General features: G+C 62.9%; 14 protein-coding genes. 4 read left to right on the forward strand and 10 right to left on the reverse strand.

Features of this window, described 5'->3' with window-relative positions; genetic code table 11:
• The first annotated feature begins 301 nt into the window (after positions 1-301).
• The 4 genes from dnaA to gyrB all read left to right on the forward strand — a co-directional run bounded on the left by dnaA (position 302) and on the right by gyrB (position 6,602).
• Positions 302-1,801 (forward strand): chromosomal replication initiator protein DnaA, encoded by a 1,500-nt coding sequence (dnaA, locus tag QYS36_RS09050; RefSeq protein WP_308839153.1) that lies wholly within the window; start codon positions 302-304, stop codon positions 1,799-1,801.
• 35 nt (positions 1,802-1,836) lie between these two features.
• A complete protein-coding gene (dnaN, locus tag QYS36_RS09055) occupies positions 1,837-2,940 on the forward strand; it encodes a DNA polymerase III subunit beta (RefSeq protein WP_111462960.1) in 1,104 nt (367 codons plus the stop codon).
• A gap of 138 nt (positions 2,941-3,078) precedes the next feature.
• Positions 3,079-4,188 (forward strand): DNA replication/repair protein RecF, encoded by a 1,110-nt coding sequence (gene recF, locus QYS36_RS09060; RefSeq protein WP_073263649.1) that lies wholly within the window; start codon positions 3,079-3,081, stop codon positions 4,186-4,188.
• A complete protein-coding gene (gene gyrB, locus QYS36_RS09065) occupies positions 4,185-6,602 on the forward strand; it encodes a DNA topoisomerase (ATP-hydrolyzing) subunit B (RefSeq protein WP_308839154.1) in 2,418 nt (805 codons plus the stop codon). The genes recF and gyrB overlap by 4 nt, the downstream gene beginning before the upstream one ends.
• Before the next feature lie 74 nt (positions 6,603-6,676).
• On the opposite strand, the gene QYS36_RS09070 is transcribed toward gyrB, so the two are convergent.
• The 10 genes from QYS36_RS09070 to glyQ all read right to left on the reverse strand — a co-directional run bounded on the left by QYS36_RS09070 (position 6,677) and on the right by glyQ (position 17,378).
• A complete protein-coding gene (locus QYS36_RS09070; protein ID WP_308839155.1) occupies positions 6,677-7,609 on the reverse strand; it encodes a phosphatidate cytidylyltransferase in 933 nt (310 codons plus the stop codon).
• 1 nt (position 7,610) lies between these two features.
• Positions 7,611-8,231, reverse strand: coding sequence for a lysophospholipid acyltransferase family protein (locus tag QYS36_RS09075; RefSeq protein WP_308839156.1), 621 nt, complete (start codon positions 8,229-8,231; stop codon positions 7,611-7,613).
• A gap of 10 nt (positions 8,232-8,241) precedes the next feature.
• Positions 8,242-8,697 carry a hypothetical protein gene (locus tag QYS36_RS09080; RefSeq protein ID WP_308839157.1) on the reverse strand — a complete coding sequence of 152 codons (456 nt, stop codon included), beginning with the start codon at positions 8,695-8,697 and terminating at the stop codon, positions 8,242-8,244.
• Positions 8,687-10,036 (reverse strand): phosphatase PAP2/dual specificity phosphatase family protein, encoded by a 1,350-nt coding sequence (locus QYS36_RS09085; protein WP_308839158.1) that lies wholly within the window; start codon positions 10,034-10,036, stop codon positions 8,687-8,689. Before QYS36_RS09085 ends, QYS36_RS09080 begins: the two co-directional genes overlap by 11 nt.
• Positions 10,036-11,937, reverse strand: coding sequence for a bifunctional alpha/beta hydrolase/class I SAM-dependent methyltransferase (locus QYS36_RS09090; protein ID WP_308839159.1), 1,902 nt, complete (start codon positions 11,935-11,937; stop codon positions 10,036-10,038). The genes QYS36_RS09085 and QYS36_RS09090 overlap by 1 nt, the downstream gene beginning before the upstream one ends.
• A 10-nt stretch (positions 11,938-11,947) precedes the next feature.
• Complete coding sequence (locus QYS36_RS09095) at positions 11,948-12,565, reverse strand: CDP-alcohol phosphatidyltransferase family protein (RefSeq protein WP_308839160.1); 618 nt, start codon at positions 12,563-12,565, stop codon at positions 11,948-11,950.
• A 428-nt stretch (positions 12,566-12,993) separates the two neighbouring features.
• Complete coding sequence (locus tag QYS36_RS09100) at positions 12,994-13,770, reverse strand: lysophospholipid acyltransferase family protein (RefSeq protein ID WP_308839161.1); 777 nt, start codon at positions 13,768-13,770, stop codon at positions 12,994-12,996.
• A gap of 35 nt (positions 13,771-13,805) precedes the next feature.
• Complete coding sequence (gmhB, locus tag QYS36_RS09105; protein ID WP_308839162.1) at positions 13,806-14,336, reverse strand: D-glycero-beta-D-manno-heptose 1,7-bisphosphate 7-phosphatase; 531 nt, start codon at positions 14,334-14,336, stop codon at positions 13,806-13,808.
• A gap of 43 nt (positions 14,337-14,379) precedes the next feature.
• A complete protein-coding gene (gene glyS, locus QYS36_RS09110; RefSeq protein WP_308839163.1) occupies positions 14,380-16,434 on the reverse strand; it encodes a glycine--tRNA ligase subunit beta in 2,055 nt (684 codons plus the stop codon).
• Complete coding sequence (gene glyQ, locus QYS36_RS09115; RefSeq protein ID WP_308839164.1) at positions 16,431-17,378, reverse strand: glycine--tRNA ligase subunit alpha; 948 nt, start codon at positions 17,376-17,378, stop codon at positions 16,431-16,433. Before glyQ ends, glyS begins: the two co-directional genes overlap by 4 nt.
• Between the last annotated feature and the right edge of the window lie 193 nt (positions 17,379-17,571).

Raw genomic sequence — 17,571 nt, forward strand, 5'->3', positions numbered from 1 at the left:
TTCAGCGCGGCAAAAGCCTGTCAGAAAGCGGTGCTGCGCATGTTCGCTTGCTGGGCATCGCCTGGGGATCGATTGGCTAGTTACCCACAGGGCAGATATCCCATGGCTTTTCCCCTGGCTTTTACACGTTGCCCAAGGAGCGTTATCCACAGACTTTAAATGCGCCTTATCCGACGTGTGGCAAATTGCCTAACACCTTGATTTGTCTTGTACTGATTGGCTTTCCTATGTGGATAACTCCAGTTCTTGAAGCTACAATAGCCACTGTTTTTGCCTCAGCGTTTTCAAACAGGGGATGTCCGTGTCCGTGGAACTTTGGCAGCAGTGCGTGGAACTCCTGCGCGACGAACTGCCTGCCCAGCAATTCAACACCTGGATCCGTCCACTACAGGTAGAAGCCGAAGGCGACGAGCTGCGTGTCTACGCACCCAATCGTTTCGTTCTCGACTGGGTCAATGAAAAGTACATGGGCCGTATGCTCGAGCTGCTTGGCGAGCGTGCGGCCGGTCTGGTGCCGGCCATTTCGCTGCTGATCGGCAGCCGCCGCAGCTCAGCGCCACGTGCCGTGCTGACCCCCTCGCCGTCGGTTTCCAGCTATAACAGCCCGCCATCATCCGCGCCCGCCCCGGCTCCTGCACCTCAAGTCAGTGCGCCGCCGCCCAAGCTGCCGGTGCAGGCCGAGCCGTCGCGGGCCAGCTTCGATTCCATGGCCGGCGCTACGCCCATTGCGGCGCCCGCGCGCACCGAGCGCAACGTGCAGGTAGAAGGTGGCCTCAAGCACACCAGTTATCTGAACCGGACCTTTACCTTCGACAACTTCGTCGAGGGCAAGTCGAACCAGCTCGCTCGCGCTGCGGCCTGGCAGGTCGCCGACAACCCCAAGCACGGTTACAACCCGTTGTTCCTTTATGGGGGCGTCGGCCTCGGCAAGACGCACCTGATGCACGCGGTGGGTAACCACCTGCTGGCCAAGAATCCGAATGCCAAGGTGGTCTACCTGCACTCCGAGCGGTTCGTGGCCGACATGGTCAAGGCGCTGCAGCTCAATGCCATCAACGAATTCAAGCGTTTCTACCGCTCGGTGGATGCACTGCTGATCGATGACATTCAGTTCTTCGCCAAGAAGGAGCGTTCCCAGGAAGAGTTCTTCCACACCTTCAACGCATTGCTCGAAGGTGGCCAGCAGGTGATTCTCACCAGCGACCGCTACCCGAAGGAAATCGAAGGCCTGGAAGAGCGCTTGAAGTCGCGCTTTGGCTGGGGCCTGACGGTGGCAGTCGAGCCGCCCGAGCTGGAAACCCGTGTGGCGATCCTGATGAAGAAGGCCGACCAGGCCAAGGTCGATCTGCCCCATGATGCAGCCTTCTTCATCGCCCAGCGTATTCGCTCCAACGTGCGAGAGCTGGAAGGTGCCCTGAAGCGGGTGATCGCCCACTCGCACTTCATGGGCCGTGATATCACCATCGAGCTGATTCGCGAATCTCTCAAGGACCTGCTGGCCCTGCAGGACAAGCTGGTCAGCATCGACAATATCCAGCGCACCACGGCCGAGTACTACAAGATCAAGATCACCGATCTGTTGTCCAAACGGCGTTCGCGTTCCATCGCCAGGCCGCGTCAGGTGGCCATGGCGCTGTCCAAGGAACTCACCAACCACAGCCTGCCGGAAATCGGTGTGGCGTTCGGCGGTCGTGATCACACCACTGTGTTGCACGCCTGTCGTAAGATTGCTGAACTTAGGGGATCCGACGCGGACATCCGCGAGGATTACAAGAACCTGCTGCGTACACTGACCACTTGATACGCAACTCCATGCACGAGGCAAGGGACTAGACCATGCACTTCACCATTCAACGCGAAGCCCTGTTGAAACCCCTGCAACTGGTCGCCGGCGTCGTGGAACGCCGCCAGACCTTGCCGGTTCTGTCCAACGTACTGCTGGTCGTCGAAGGCCAGCAACTGTCGCTGACCGGTACCGACCTGGAGGTCGAGCTGGTTGGTCGCGTGGCACTGGAAGACGCTGCCGAGCCCGGTGAAATCACCGTGCCGGCGCGCAAGCTGATGGACATCTGCAAGAGCCTGCCCAGTGATGCACTGATCGACATTCGCGTCGACGAGCAGAAGCTGCTGGTCAAGGCCGGGCGTAGCCGTTTCACCCTGTCCACCCTGCCCGCCAACGACTTCCCTACCGTCGAGGAAGGCCCGGGTTCGCTGACCTTCAACCTGGTGCAAAGCAAACTGCGCCGCTTGATCGAACGCACCAGCTTCGCCATGGCCCAGCAGGACGTGCGCTACTACCTCAACGGCATGCTGATCGAAGTGCAGACCGGCATCCTGCGTGCGGTCGCCACCGATGGTCACCGCCTGGCGATGTGCTCCATGGAGGCTGCCATCGAGCATGAAGGCAAGCACCAGGTCATCGTGCCGCGTAAGGGGATTCTCGAGCTGGCGCGCCTGCTGACCGAACAGGATGGTGAAGTGTCCATCGTGCTCGGCCAACACCACATCCGCGCCACCACCGGCGAATTCACCTTCACCTCGAAACTGGTCGACGGCAAGTTCCCGGATTACGAGCGTGTGCTGCCACGCGGCGGTGACAAGTTGGTGGTCGCCGACCGTCAGGGCCTGCGTGAAGCCTTCAGCCGTACTGCCATTCTGTCGAATGAAAAGTACCGCGGTATTCGCCTGCAACTGGCCGCTGGCCTGCTGAAAATCCAGGCCAACAACCCGGAGCAGGAAGAAGCCGAAGAAGAGATCGCGGTCGATTACAACGGCAGCGCGCTGGAAATCGGTTTCAACGTCAGTTACCTGCTCGACGTGCTGGGCGTGATGACCACCGAGCAGGTGCGTCTGATCCTCTCCGATTCCAACAGCAGTGCGCTGGTACAGGAAGCCGACAATGATGACTCCGCTTACGTCGTCATGCCGATGCGCCTGTAATTTCAGCTGCTGATCAAGGCAGCTAACCAGCGTCAGATAATCAGCCTTGGTATGTTCGGATGCAGTTCCAATCCGTAACATCCAAGGCTGATTTCGTTTAAGGCAGTGGATACTTCTGCCCTCTTCTCCGGCCAGTTCATGTCTCTGACTCGCATCAATTTCACTGCCGTCCGTAACCTTCAGCCGTCGACGCTGCTGCCTTCACCACGCATCAATATTCTCTATGGTGCGAATGGCAGCGGCAAAACCAGCGTGCTCGAGGGTATTCATCTGCTCGGTCTCGCCCGTTCGTTTCGTAGCGCGCGCTTGCTGCCGGTCATCCAGTACGAGCAGCAGACCTGCACCCTGTTCGGCCAGGTGAGCCTGGCGGATGGCCGGCAGAGCAATCTCGGTGTGTCACGCGATCGCCAGGGCGATTTCCAGATTCGCATCGACGGGCAGAATGCGCGCAGTGCGGCGCAGCTTGCCGAAACCCTGCCGTTGCAGCTGATCAATCCGGACAGCTTCCGCCTGCTGGAAGGCTCGCCGAAGATTCGCCGGCAGTTTCTCGATTGGGGTGTGTTCCACGTGGAACCTCGTTTCTTGCCGGCCTGGCAGCGCCTGCAGAAGGCCCTCAAGCAGCGGAACTCGTGGCTGCGCCGTGGTACACTTGATGCCGTTTCTCAAGCGGCCTGGGATCGTGAGTTGTGCCTGGCCAGCGATGAAATTGATGGTTATCGGCGGTCCTACATACAGCAGCTCAAGCCGGTATTCGAGCAGACGCTGAGCGAGCTGGTGGCGCTCGAAGGGCTGACGCTGAGCTACTACCGGGGCTGGGATAAAGAGCGCCCCCTCAGTGAAGTGCTCACGTCGTCGTTGTTGCGTGATCAGCAGATTGGGCATACCCAGTCTGGCCCGCAGCGAGCGGACCTCAGGCTGAGGCTTGGCGCCCACAACGCGGCGGACATCTTGTCCCGCGGCCAACAGAAGTTGGTGGTGTGCGCCCTGCGGATCGCCCAGGGGCATTTGGTTGATCAGGCCAAGCGTGGCCAATGCATCTATCTGGTGGATGACTTGCCGTCAGAACTGGATGAGCAGCATCGCCGCGCATTGTGCCGGTTGTTGGAAGATTTGAACTGCCAGGTATTCATCACCTGTGTAGACCATGAATTGTTGAGCGATGGCTGGCAAACGGATACGCCGGTTTCCATGTTCCACGTGGAACATGGACGTATCACCCAGACCTCGACCACCAGGAGTGAAGCATGAGCGAAAACCAAACGTACGACTCCAATAACATTAAGGTCCTCAAGGGCCTGGATGCCGTACGCAAGCGGCCTGGCATGTACATCGGCGACACCGATGATGGCAGCGGTCTGCACCATATGGTCTTCGAGGTGGTCGATAACTCCATCGACGAAGCCCTGGCGGGGCATTGCAGCGAAATCACCATCACCATCCACCCGGATGAGTCGATCAGTGTTCGCGACAATGGCCGTGGTATTCCGGTCGATATCCACAAGGAAGAAGGCGTCTCCGCGGCAGAGGTCATCATGACCGTGCTGCACGCCGGCGGTAAGTTCGACGACAACAGCTACAAGGTGTCTGGCGGCCTGCACGGCGTGGGTGTTTCGGTGGTCAACGCACTCTCCAAGGAGCTGGTGCTGACCATCCGCCGTAGCGGCAAGATCTGGGAGCAGACCTACGTGCACGGTGTGCCGCAGGCGCCGATCGCAGCGGTGGGTGACAGCGATACCACCGGTACGCAGATCCACTTCAAGCCGTCCGAAGAAACCTTCGCCAACATTCACTTCAGCTGGGACATCCTGGCCAAGCGTCTGCGCGAACTGTCGTTCCTCAACTCCGGCGTCGGCATCCTCCTGAAGGACGAGCGCACCGCCAAGGAAGAACTGTTCAAGTACGAGGGCGGCCTGCGCGCATTCGTCGAATACCTGAACGTCAACAAGACCGCTGTGAACCAGGTGTTCCACTTCTCCGTACAGCGTGATGACGGCGTGGGTGTGGAAGTGGCGCTGCAGTGGAACGACAGCTTCAACGAGAACCTGCTGTGCTTCACCAACAACATTCCTCAGCGTGACGGTGGTACCCACCTGGCGGGCTTCCGTTCGGCGCTGACGCGTAACCTGAACAACTACATCGAGCAGGAAGGTCTGGCCAAGAAGCACAAGGTCGCGACCACCGGCGACGACGCCCGCGAAGGCTTGACCGCGATCATTTCGGTGAAGGTGCCAGACCCGAAATTCAGCTCGCAGACCAAGGACAAGCTGGTCTCCTCCGAAGTGAAAACTGCGGTCGAGCAAGAGATGGGCAAGTTCTTCTCTGACTTCCTGCTCGAGCACCCGAACGAAGCCAAACTGATCGTCGGCAAGATGATCGACGCTGCCCGCGCCCGTGAAGCGGCGCGTAAAGCCCGTGAGATGACCCGCCGTAAAGGTGCGCTGGATATCGCAGGCCTGCCGGGCAAACTGGCTGACTGCCAGGAGAAGGACCCTGCCCTCTCCGAACTGTACATCGTGGAGGGTGACTCCGCGGGCGGTTCTGCCAAGCAGGGCCGTAACCGCAAGACCCAGGCGATCCTGCCGCTCAAGGGCAAGATCCTCAACGTCGAGCGTGCGCGTTTCGATCGCATGATTTCCTCCCAGGAAGTCGGCACGCTGATCACCGCCCTGGGCTGTGGCATCGGCCGCGAGGAATACAACATCGACAAGCTGCGCTACCACAACATCATCATCATGACCGATGCTGACGTCGACGGTTCGCACATCCGCACCCTGCTGCTGACCTTCTTCTTCCGTCAGTTGCCGGAGCTGGTCGAGCGCGGCTACATCTATATCGCCCAGCCGCCGCTGTACAAGGTCAAGAAGGGCAAGCAGGAGCAGTACATCAAGGACGACGAGGCCATGGAGGAATACATGACCCAATCGGCCCTGGAAGATGCCAGTCTGCACGTCAACGAAGCGGCTCCAGGTCTGTCGGGCGCTTCCCTGCAGGCGCTGGTCGGTGATTACCGTACCGTGATGAAAACCCTCAAGCGTCTGTCGCGCCTGTACCCGGAAGAAATCACCGAGCACTTCGTTTATCTCGAAGGCGTGACCCAGGACATGCTCGCGGACCATGATGTCATGGAAGCCTGGCGCCTGAAGTTCGATGCCCGTCTGAAGACCATGGATCGCTCCGGCCTGGCCTACAAGACCAGCCTGCGCGAAGACACCGAGCGTCACCTGTGGCTGCCCGAGGTCGAGCTGATCTCCCACGGCAACTCCAGCTACATCACCTTCAACCGTGATTTCTTCACCAGCAACGACTACAAGACTGTCACCAGCCTGGGCGACCAGCTGAACAGTCTGCTCGAAGAAGGTGCCTACGTGCAGCGTGGCGAGCGCAAGAAGCCGGTCACCACCTTCAAGGAGGCGCTGAGCTGGCTGATGACCGAGAGCACCAAGCGCCACAGCATCCAGCGCTACAAGGGTCTTGGCGAGATGAACCCGGACCAGCTGTGGGAAACCACCATGGACCCGGAAGTGCGCCGCATGCTCAAGGTGCGTATCGAAGACGCCATCGCCGCCGATCAGATCTTCAACACCCTGATGGGCGACGAAGTAGAACCGCGCCGCGACTTCATCGAGACCAACGCCCTGGCGGTGTCCAACCTGGACGTTTGATTGCCTATCGCAGTGCATGAAAAACCCGGCCTGGTGCCGGGTTTTTTATTGCCGATCGATTGCTTAAAGGCCGATCACGCCCACCAGTAGCGCACCATATGGAAGAACACCGGGGCGGCGAAGCATACCGAGTCGAGGCGGTCGAGCATGCCGCCGTGGCCTTCGATCATGTGGCCCCAGTCCTTCACGCCGCGGTCGCGTTTGATCGCCGACATCACCAGGCCACCGGCAAAGCCGAGCAGGCACACCAACAGGGCGAACAGGCCGGCCTGCCAGAAGGCGAACGGGGTGATCCAGTACAGCGAGGCGCCGACCAGGGTGGCCAGGGCCACGCCACCAAAGAAGCCTTCAACGGTTTTCGAGGGCGACAGGTTGGGGGCGATCTTGTGCTTGCCGGCCAGCTTGCCGCACACGTACTGCAGCACGTCGGAGATCTGCACGACGATCACCAGCCAGGCGATCAGCAGCAGGTTGCGGCCCTCGTAGCCGGCGATCTCCAGGGTCAGCAGCGCCGGTACGGTGGAGATGCAGTACACCGCAATCATCAGGCCCCACTGCACCTTCGAGGTACGTTCCAGGAAGCGCGTGGTATCGCCGCCCAGGGACGACAGGATCGGCAGCAGCAGGAACACATAAACCGGAATGAAGATGGCGAACAGGCCGTACCAGCCGATGCCGATCAGCAGGTACTGCATGGGCAGCGCGAAGTAGAACGCGGCAACCAGCGCCGGGTAATCACTGCGCCGGGTTGGCGTCAGCGTCATGAACTCGCGCAGGGCGTAGAACGATACGCAGTAGAACAGCACCACCACGCCGGTATTGCCGAACAGGAAGGCGAAGCCGATCACCAGCACCATCGCCCACCAGGCATTGATGCGCGCGTTGAGGTTGTCGATCACCGCGTGTTGGCCAGGGCCGGCGCGCAGTTTCAGCAGCCAGCCGATCAGGCTGGCGAGGAGCAGAATGCCGCCGATGCCGGCGAACAACAGCAAGGTATTGCGATCCATCTCAAACCTCCTCGGGGGCCAGGGCCAGCAGGGTGCTGCGGGCGCGCTCGAGGAAGGCCTCTTTGCCCTCCTCCTCGCCCATGCCCAGTGGCGCGCCGAAATTCAGGGTGCACAACAGCGGCAGCGGCAGCGCTCGGCCCTTGGGCATCACCCGGTTGAGGTTGGCGATCCATACCGGGATCACCTCCACATCCGGGCGCGCCTTGGCCAGGTGATAGAGGCCTGCCTTGAACGGCAGCAGGTCGTCTTCCAAATTGCGTGTGCCTTCCGGGAAGACGATCAGTGAGTCGCCCTCGCCCAGCGCATCGAGCATCGCCTGCAGCGGATTGGCGTTGGGATCGCTGCGCTGGCGGTCGACCAGCACGCCGTTGAACACCCGCTGGATCAGGAAGCTGCGCAGCGCGCCCTTCATCCAGTAATCGGCGCCGGCCACCGGGCGGGTGCGCTTGCGCAGCTCCGCGGGCAGCGATGCCCAGAGCAGCACGAAGTCGCCGTGGCTGCTGTGGTTGGCGTAGTAGATGCGTTGTACCGGCTGCGCGGTGCTACCGAGCCAAAGAGCCCGGGCACCGGTGAGCAGCCGCGCACCGGAGGTGATGAAAAAAGCGACCAGGGACGCGAGCATGGACAGTTCCTTATCCGAATCGAATGTGTGAGAGCCACGGCATCAGCACGATGGCCGCCAGGGCGACCAGCAGTTGCAGGACCAGCCACAGCCCCTGCAGACGCAGCAGGTGCAGGGCGCCCTGGCTGCGTTGTTCCCAGGAGCGCGCTGGCCCGGCTTTGCGGCCCAGCGACAGCAAGGCCTGATCGAGCTCGGCGGTGCGCCGCTCGAGCTGTTCGGGGGCGGCGGCCAGGGTGGCAAACAGCTCGGCATCGAGGGCGACGCGCAGGGCGTAGTACTTCTGGATCAGGCCGCAGAGCAGCAGCGCGATGCACACGGCGGCGCCGGTGCTGAGCGCCATGAAGCCGAGCAATGGCCCCAGGCCGATGACCAAGGCGAGCAAGCTCAGCGCGCCCGACAGGCGATCGAGGCACTTGCCACGGCGCAGCAGCCCGGCGACCAGCTGCAGTTGCATTTCACTGGCCATGTAATGTGCCTCCCACGGTGACTATCGAGTGGCTTAAAACGCCTTCCAGGGCCTGCAGATGCGCTTCTCCCAGTACTACCTGTGGGCGAGCCCGTCGCAGTAGCGAAACCGCCTCTGCGACGCTCCTGCAGCGGCCGCTGTGCAGCAGCCAGGCGGCGATGGCGGTAGCGCTGCGCGAATAGCCCAGGGCACAGCACACCAGCACCGGCCCGTGGCGCCGCAGGTCTTCGATGGCCACGGCCGCCTGCAGGCACTGTTGGCGGCTCGGCGCGATCAGATCGAGGCTCGCCAGTTCGCGGTAGACCTTGCCTTCCACCCGGCATGGCAGCTCGGCACACAGGTCGGCGATGGCTGCGAAAGCCTGCCCTTTTGCTTTGCCGGGAATGCGACCGAGCCAGACGCCGCCCGCTACTTCATCAGGCTGTGGATGGTTGCGGGTCCAGGCCCGTGAGTTGATCCAGGCGCCCAGCAGATAGGGCGCCAACAGCCAGCTGCTGGCAGCGCTGAGGCGGCCGTCGGCGCGCTTCTGAAAACCCTTGGCACCGAACAGTGCGTAGTTCAGCGCGACCATCAGCAGCGACAAGGCCGGCCACAACAGCCACAACGCGAAGCCGCCGAAATGGATCGCCAGGGCGCTGCACAAGGCTGCGCCGAAGCTGTAGCGCAGGGCCAGCCGCCAGCGCTGCGGGTCGCGGGCCAGGCGCCAGGTAAATAGTGGGCTGCGCCCTTCGCTGGGCCACAGCCACAGGCACAGGAAGCCAGCCAGCATGCCGGTCGGTACGTCGATGAAATGGTGCTGCCAGGTGGTCAGCACCGACAGGCCGATCAGCCAGAACCAGATATGCACGACTGCACGCCACAGGCCGCTGGCGTGCTGGGCAAAGCACGCCCAGAGCACCACCAGCAGGGTGATATGCAGCGATGGCGCCTGGTTGAAGGGTTTGTCGAAGCCCATCAGCACGTCGAACATCATCCCGAACAGCCCATCCAGCGCGGGCCGCTCGAAGGTGAAACGCAGCGGCCAGAGCAGGAAGCAGCTGATGCAGATCACCTGGGCGGTGAGCAGCCGCAGGCCGAGCCGATCCACCGCCGCACGGGTGGCCGGCAGCAGGAAGGCCAGGCCGTAGAGCAGGTCGATCGACCAGTAGGGAATGATCGTCCACGGCCACAGGGGAATCTGTCGCTCCCAGCCGAACACCAGGCTGCCGACGTCGTCACGCTGGCCGGTGAACCAGTTGGCGAAGCCATAGGTGCCGAAGAACAGCGGCGCGAGCAGCAGCAGCCAGAGGATGCCGCGCTTCCATAATCCGCTTTCGCGGACGACCGCGGCGGGCGCCATCAGGACACCCGCTGTGCCAGGGACACGCTGAAGATGCCCCACTCATCGACGCGCTGGGTCAGCTTGCGAAAGCCTGCCGCCTCGACCAGCTGATCCATCTCCGCCTGGCTGCGCCGGCGCATCACCCAGGCCTCGCCGCCCCGGTGGCTGGTCAGCGCACGGGCGATCAGTTCCAGCTGCGGGTGCCACGGTTGACCGGTGTAGATCAGGTAACCGCCCTCTTCCACCGCTGCCGCCAGGCCTGCCAGGGAGTCGCCGATCATCTGGTTGCTGCCGAACAGTTCATAGAGGCCGGAGACTACCGCCAGCGTCGGTTTCGCAGGCTGTTGCAAAAATACCTGCGTTGCCGCTGCTTCGTTAAAAACAGGCTCAAGATGCTCATTTACCCCTTGTAAACTGCGCTCTCTCGCCTCTTTTTGCCTTGCATCGGCTGCCTCGCCTACGTTTTGCAACGGCCTGCTGAGATCCAGCGCGGCCAGATCGGCCTTGTCGAAGGCATCGCCTTTGACGAAGCGGGCGATGCTGGCCAGACCTTTCTGCTCGATCAGCGCCGCACCGTCGCGCACGTTGATGTCGCTGTAGTCGCGCAGCAGGATCGAATCCGGCTTGTCGCTGCCCTGCTCCAGTGCTTCGAGAATGTAGCGGCCATGCCCGGCGGCGATATCGACGATACGCACCTGGCGGCCGCTCTCACGGAGTTTGCCCATGGCCAGGCGCAGCAACTCCTCGGCGTGCACCTTGCGCTGGCGAATGCCCCGCCAGCCGATGGAGTTCAGGTAGTTGCGGTCGATCAGCCGGCCAATCGGCGAGCTGCCGGTCGGCGTGTTGCGGTACACGTAATCCAGGGTGCTGCCCGAGTCGAAGCCGGTCTCGAAACCGAGTTTCACGCCTGCCGAAACACTGCTGCCGAGGCGCATGCTGGCCCGGGTGGCGCGCCAGTAGAGATCACGCGGCGAGTTCTTCGGCAGCGGCGCCGCCAGCTCTTCGGCTTCGGCGCAGCTCCAGCCCAGGCGGTCGGCGTCCAGCAGCGAGGGGCGCTGCAGCGGCTGCTCGAAGGCTTTCAGCACGAAGCGGCGAATGCGGCTCAGCGCATGGGCCCGGTCGCGCTCGCCCAGGGTGTCGTGGAAGAACCCGGGCAGGATGTGCATTTCCTTGTCCAGGCTGCCCAGGCGCTGGAAGAACTGCTCCTGGGGTTTGCGGTGCACCACGAAATCACTGCCGGAGATCAGCAGCTGGGTGGGAATCTGAATCGCCTGGGCATCGGCGACCACCCGCTCGGCGGCGTCGTACAGGCCCAGCAGCATGTTCACCGAAATGGCGCGGGTGATCAGCGGGTCGTTGTCGAACGAGGCGATGCGCTGCGGGTCGTGGCTGAGGAACTTGGCCTTGACGTAGCTGTTGACGAAGAAATTGCCACGCCAGGCGCGCATCAGCTTCAGGCCCGGGCGCGCCAGGGGCACGTACAGCTTGACCTTGAACGCCGGCGAGGCGAGCACCAGCGCGCGGATCTTCGGCGCATAGTCGTGGGCCCAGGTGGAAACCACCACCGCGCCAACGCTTTGCGCCAGCACCAGCATGTCTTCGCTGGCGATACCGTGACTGTCCGTGATGTGATCGATAAAGGTCTGCACGTCGCGCACGCTGGTGGCGAAGCTCGGGCTGTCGCCCCGCTCGCCCGGCGACTCACCGTGGCCGCGGGCATCCCAGGCGAAGAAGTCGAAGCCCTGCAGGCCCAGCTCCTCGACCAGATGCGCCATGCGCCCGCCGTGCTCATGGCCGCGGTGGAACATGACGATGGCGCGCCGGCCTGCGTCGGGCTGCACATCGGCCGCAGGCCAGTGGCGGTAGAACAGGCTGACGCCGTCGTGGGTCGTGAAGGTATTGGAGCGAACTTCGATCATCAGTGCATTCCTATTGCGCAGAAGAAGACGCTTGCGCCAGGCCTTGGCGTACGCGGTTGAACAGCGTGTACAGCAGCAGCGCGGTGATCACCGCGAGAATCGGGTTGATCCAGCTCAGCGGCAGCAGCGTGGTCGCCACCCCGGCACCGAGCACGCCAAAGCAGAAGGCGCGGTCGCTCTTGCCCATCGGCCCGTCATAGCGGCGCGAGGCGCCGACCATCGGCCCCATGACGCCGGCGTATTCACTGATCAGCGCAAACAGCACCAGCACCACCACCAGCGCTGGAGACACGCCCGGCAGCAGGGCGAACGGCAGGAACAACGCGGCATCGGCGATCACGTCGCACAGCTCGTTGAGGTAGGCGCCAAGGGTCGATTGCTGGCCGAACTCGCGGGCCAGCATGCCGTCCACGGCATTGAGCGCCATGCGCAGAATCATCCACAGCGGGATCAACGCGAACAGCCAGAGGCGGTCGGGAAACAGGGCCAGTAGCAGGCCAAGCAGCACCGACACGATGGCAGCGCCGAGCGTCACCTGGTTGGCGCTTACGCCGCGGTCGAACAGGCGCTGCACCAGAGGCCGCAAGAGGTTCTGAAAGCGCGGTTTCAGCTGATAGATGGAAAGCATGTATACGAACTCCGTTTCGCCATGTTTCTCAAAACGTGCCACAGCCTGCTGCGCGTCCGCGCTGCGGCGTTAAACGCGGGCTTAAAGCCGCCTGCGGCCAACGCACTTCAGTGCGGCCCCGAAGGGGCGAGCGGAGCGAGTCATGCTCATTTACCGCAGTAAACGTCGCTTCCTCGCCCGCGTTTGCCTTGCACCGCGATAGTTCGCGAGGCTGTGAACACGTTCTGCAATAAGTTGCGCCAGCTTAGCCGGTCAGGCACCTGCTAGGCGATACGCCAACGTGAACATCGTCATGTGCCACGCAAAAACTTATGCCCAATTTATCGACAGATCAGGTACTGATAAAAATCCTTATTTATCAGTAAATTGGGAGCGTAAATTCACTTAAAAAGGAAATTGTTCAACAGGTTATCCACAGATGCGCCGGTTCACGCCAAGTCGTTGGCCGTTTCCACCGCTTCGGCCTGTGGGCTGAGTGCACCGATTTCACATTGCGCCTGGCTGACCCACTGGAATGCCCGCTCGTTGAGGTTGGCGATCGCCCGTGGGCCTTCGCCTTCCGCGTACATGGCGGGGCCGATCACCACCTGCACCACGCCCGGCTTCTTGCTCCAGCCGTCTTTCGGCCAGAACTGCCCGGCGTTGTGGGCAATCGGCAGCACCGGCAGGTTGCTGTTCACCGCCAGGGCGGTACCGCCCCGGGAGAACTTGCCGATCTGGCCGTCCGGGATGCGCGTGCCCTCCGGGAAAACCAGTACCCAGGCGCCCTGCTCCAGGCGCGTGCGGCCCTGTTGGGCGAGTTGCTTGAGCGCGGCCTTGGGGTTGTTGCGGTCAATGGCGATGGGTTTGAGCATGGCCAGCGCCCAGCCGAAGAACGGCACGTACATCAGCTCGCGCTTGATCACCTGGCTCAGCGGCTCGAAGTAGGCGCACAGGAAGAAGGTCTCCCAGGTGCTCTGATGCTTGGCGAGGATCACGCAGGGCCGCTCGGGGATGTTTTCTTCGCCCCTGATCTCGTACTTGATGCCGGCGACCACTTTCGCCAGCCACACCGCGCAGCGGCACCAGGCCTGTACCACGAAGCGATAGCGCGCACGGAACGGCAGGAACGGCGCGACGAACACGCTGATGATGCACCAGACGAACGAGCTGGAAGACAGCAACAGGTAGAAAAGGAAGGTTCTGAACAACTGCACTGTCGACATGTGAGCAATTACCGTTGCAGGCCTGGCCTGCGCTATCAGGAAAGAAGCTGGGCAGCCACGGCCGCCAGGTCATCGAATACCAGGGTGCCCGCTGGCAATGCCTTGGCCAGGGTGCGTTGGCCCTTGCCGGTTTTCACCAGCACAGGCTGACAATCGACGGCGCGCGCCGTTTCCAGGTCACTGGCGCTGTCGCCGACGAACCAGATGCCGCTCAGCGGTACGCCGTAGTGGTCGCCGATCTGGCGCAGCATGCCGGGCTTGGGTTTGCGGCACTCGCAGCCATCGTCCGGGCCATGGGGGCACTGCACGATCAGGCCGACTTCACCGCCCTGCTCGGCCACCCGTTCGCGCAACCGGGCGTGCATGGCTTCCAGCACGCTCAGCGAATAATAGCCGCGGGCGATGCCGGACTGGTTGGTGGCCACGGCCACGGTCCAGCCGGCCTTGCTCAGCGCAGCGATGGCCTCGATGGAGCCGGGGATCGGAATCCACTCCTCGATGCTTTTGATATAGGCGTCGGAGTCATGGTTGATGACCCCGTCGCGGTCAAGAATGATCAGCTTCACGCATGTTCCTCAGTGCCCTCTCCTTGTGGAGAGGGCAAGGTCATCAGCCCAGTACCGAGATATCGGCGACACCCAGGAACAGGCCACGCAGGCGGGCCAGCAGTGCATAGCGGTTGGCACGCACCTTGGGGTCTTCGGCGTTGACCATGGCGTTGGCGAAGAAGTCATCCACCGGCGTGCGCAGCGAGGCCAGTTGGGCCAGCGCCTCGCGGTACTGGCGTGACTGCGCCAGGGGCTGCACGGCGTTGTCGGCCTTCTGGATGGCGGCGTTGAGGGCGAACTCGGCCGGCGTATCGAAGTAATGGGCTTCGATGCTGTTGGCGATCTGGCCGTCGGCCTTGCTCAGCAGGTTGGACACGCGCTTGTTGGCAGCGGCCAGGGCCTCGGCTTCGGGCAGCGTGCGGAAGGCCTGCACGGCCTGCACGCGCTGGTCGAAGTCCAATGGCGACATCGGGTTCACCGCACGCACGGCCTGGTAGACCGACACGTCCACGCCTTCGTCTTCGTAGCGCGCACGCAGGCGGTCGAAGATGAACTCCAGCACCTGCGGGGCCAGGCCGGCAGCCTTGACCTTGCCGCCGTACTGGCGCACGGCGAACTCGACGGTGGCGCCCAGGTCCAGCTCCAGACCCTTCTCGATCAGGATGCGCAGCACGCCCAGGGCGGCACGGCGCAGCGCGTAGGGGTCCTTGCTGCCGGTGGGCAGCATGCCGATACCGAAGATACCCACCAGGGTGTCCAGCTTGTCAGCCAGGGCTACCGCTGCACCGGTCAGGGTGCTTGGCAGTTCGGCGCCGGCGCCGCGCGGCATGTACTGCTCGTTCAGGGCCAGGGCGACGTCTTCCGGCTCGCCGTCGTTCAGGGCGTAGTAGTAACCGGCGATGCCCTGCATCTCCGGGAATTCGCCGACCATTTCACTGGCCAGGTCGCACTTGCTCAGCAGGCCGGCACGGGCGCCACGCTTGGCGTCGCCGCCGATGCGCCCGGCGATGAAGCCGGCCAGGGCGGAAATACGCTGGGCCTTGTCATAGACGGTGCCGAGCTGGGCCTGGAACACCACGTTGGCCAGGCGCTGATTGAAGGCTTCCAGCGGCTGCTTCTTGTCCTGCTTGAAGAAGAACTCGGCGTCGGTGAGGCGTGGGCGTACCACCTTCTCGTTGCCGGAGACGATCTGCGCCGGATCCTTGCTCTCGACGTTGGCCACGGTGATGAAGCGCGGCAGCAGCTTGCCGTTGGCATCGAGCAGGCAGAAGTACTTCTGGTTGTCCTGCATGGTGGTGATCAGCGCTTCCTGGGGCACTTCCAGGAAGCGTTCCTCGAAGGAGCAGACCAGCGGCACCGGCCATTCGACCAGGGCGCTGACTTCGTCGAGCAGTGCCGGCGGCACGATGGCGGTGCCCTGCTGCTCGGCGGCCAACTGTTCAATGCGCTTGGCGATCTGCTCGCGGCGCTCGGCGGCGTCGGCGATCACGTAGGCGGCGCGCAGCTCCTGGGCGTACATGGCCGGCGCGGAAATGCGCACGTCATGGTTGGCATGGAAGCGGTGGCCGCGTGACACGCGACCGGCCTTCTGGGCGAGGATTTCGCAGTCGACGATCTGGTCGCCGAACAGCATCACCAGCCACTGGCTCGGGCGGACGAATTCGGTCTTGCGCGCGCCCCAGCGCATGCGCTTGGGAATCGGCAGCTCGTTCAGCGAGTTTTCCACGATGCCGGGCAGCAGCGTGTAGGCACGCTGGCCAGGGATATGCTGGCTGAACTTCAGCTTCGGCCCGCTCTGGTCGATGGCCGCAAGCTCCACACCGCACTTCTTGGCGAAGCCCAGGGCGGCCTGGGTCGGGTTGCCGTCGGCGTCGAAGGCAGCCTGTACGGGCGGGCCGTCGAGGTTGACGGTGCGGTCCGGCTGTTCGCTGGCCAGTTGCTCGACCAGCACCGCCAGGCGCCGCGGCGCGGCGTAGTAACGCGCGCCGCGGTAGCTCAGGCCGGCGGCCTTGAGGCCTTTCTCGACACCGGCGAGAAAGGATTCGCCGAGGGTTTTCAGGGCTTTGGGTGGCAGCTCTTCGGTGCCCAGTTCAACCAGAAAATCGAGCGCACTCATTCTGCTGCCTCCAGCTTGGCCAGTACTTCATCACGCAGATCGGGGGCGGCGAGCGGGAAGCCCAGGCGGCGGCGGGCCTGCAGATAACTCTGCGCCACGGCGCGGGCCAGGGTGCGCACGCGCAGGATGTACTGCTGGCGCGCGGTCACCGAAATGGCGCGGCGGGCATCCAGCAGGTTGAAGGTGTGCGAAGCCTTGAGGACCATTTCATAGGTCGGCAGCGGCAGCTCCAGCTCGATCAGGCGGTTGGCTTCGCTCTCGTAGAAATCGAACAGCTCGAACAGCTTGTCGACGTTGGCGTGTTCGAAGTTGTAGGTCGACTGCTCCACTTCGTTCTGGTGGAACACGTCGCCGTAGGTGACCTTGCCGAACTGGCCGTCGGTCCACACCAGGTCGTAGACCGAGTCGACGCCCTGCAGGTACATGGCCAGGCGCTCGAGCCCGTAGGTGATCTCGCCGGTGACCGGGTAGCACTCGATACCACCGACCTGCTGGAAGTAGGTGAACTGGGTGACTTCCATGCCGTTGAGCCAGATTTCCCAGCCCAGACCCCAGGCGCCGAGGGTCGGCGATTCCCAGTTGTCTTCGACGAAGCGGATGTCGTGCACTTCAGGGTCGAGGCCGATGGCCTTCAGCGAACCGAGGTACAGCTCCTGGAAGTTTTCCGGGTTGGGCTTGAGCACCACCTGGAACTGGTAGTAGTGCTGCAGGCGGTTGGGGTTCTCGCCGTAGCGGCCGTCGGTCGGGCGGCGCGATGGCTGCACGTAGGCGGCGTTCCAGGTTTCCGGGCCGATGGCACGCAGGAAAGTGGCGGTATGAAAGGTGCCGGCGCCCACTTCCATGTCATAGGGTTGCAGTACCACACAGCCTTGCTCGGCCCAGTATTGTTGCAGGGCGAGGATCAGATCCTGGAAGGTGCGCACGGCAGGCGTTGTCTGGCTCACGAAAAATTCACCTGTTGGGGCTGCGACAGAAAGCCGGGGAGTATACCCGAAGCGAGGTGCAGGCCGCATGCAGCGCCGTGTTGACTGACAAACGTGGCGCAGCGCCGAGCATGCGGTTGTGGATATCGTCGAGGCATCGCCGACTCTATCGCCAGCGAGTGCTGAGCCCCTCCAGCGGCGACTCGCCCCGGCC

This window comes from Pseudomonas sp. G34 (assembly GCF_031119625.1).
Taxonomy (GTDB): Bacteria; Pseudomonadota; Gammaproteobacteria; order Pseudomonadales; family Pseudomonadaceae; genus Aquipseudomonas.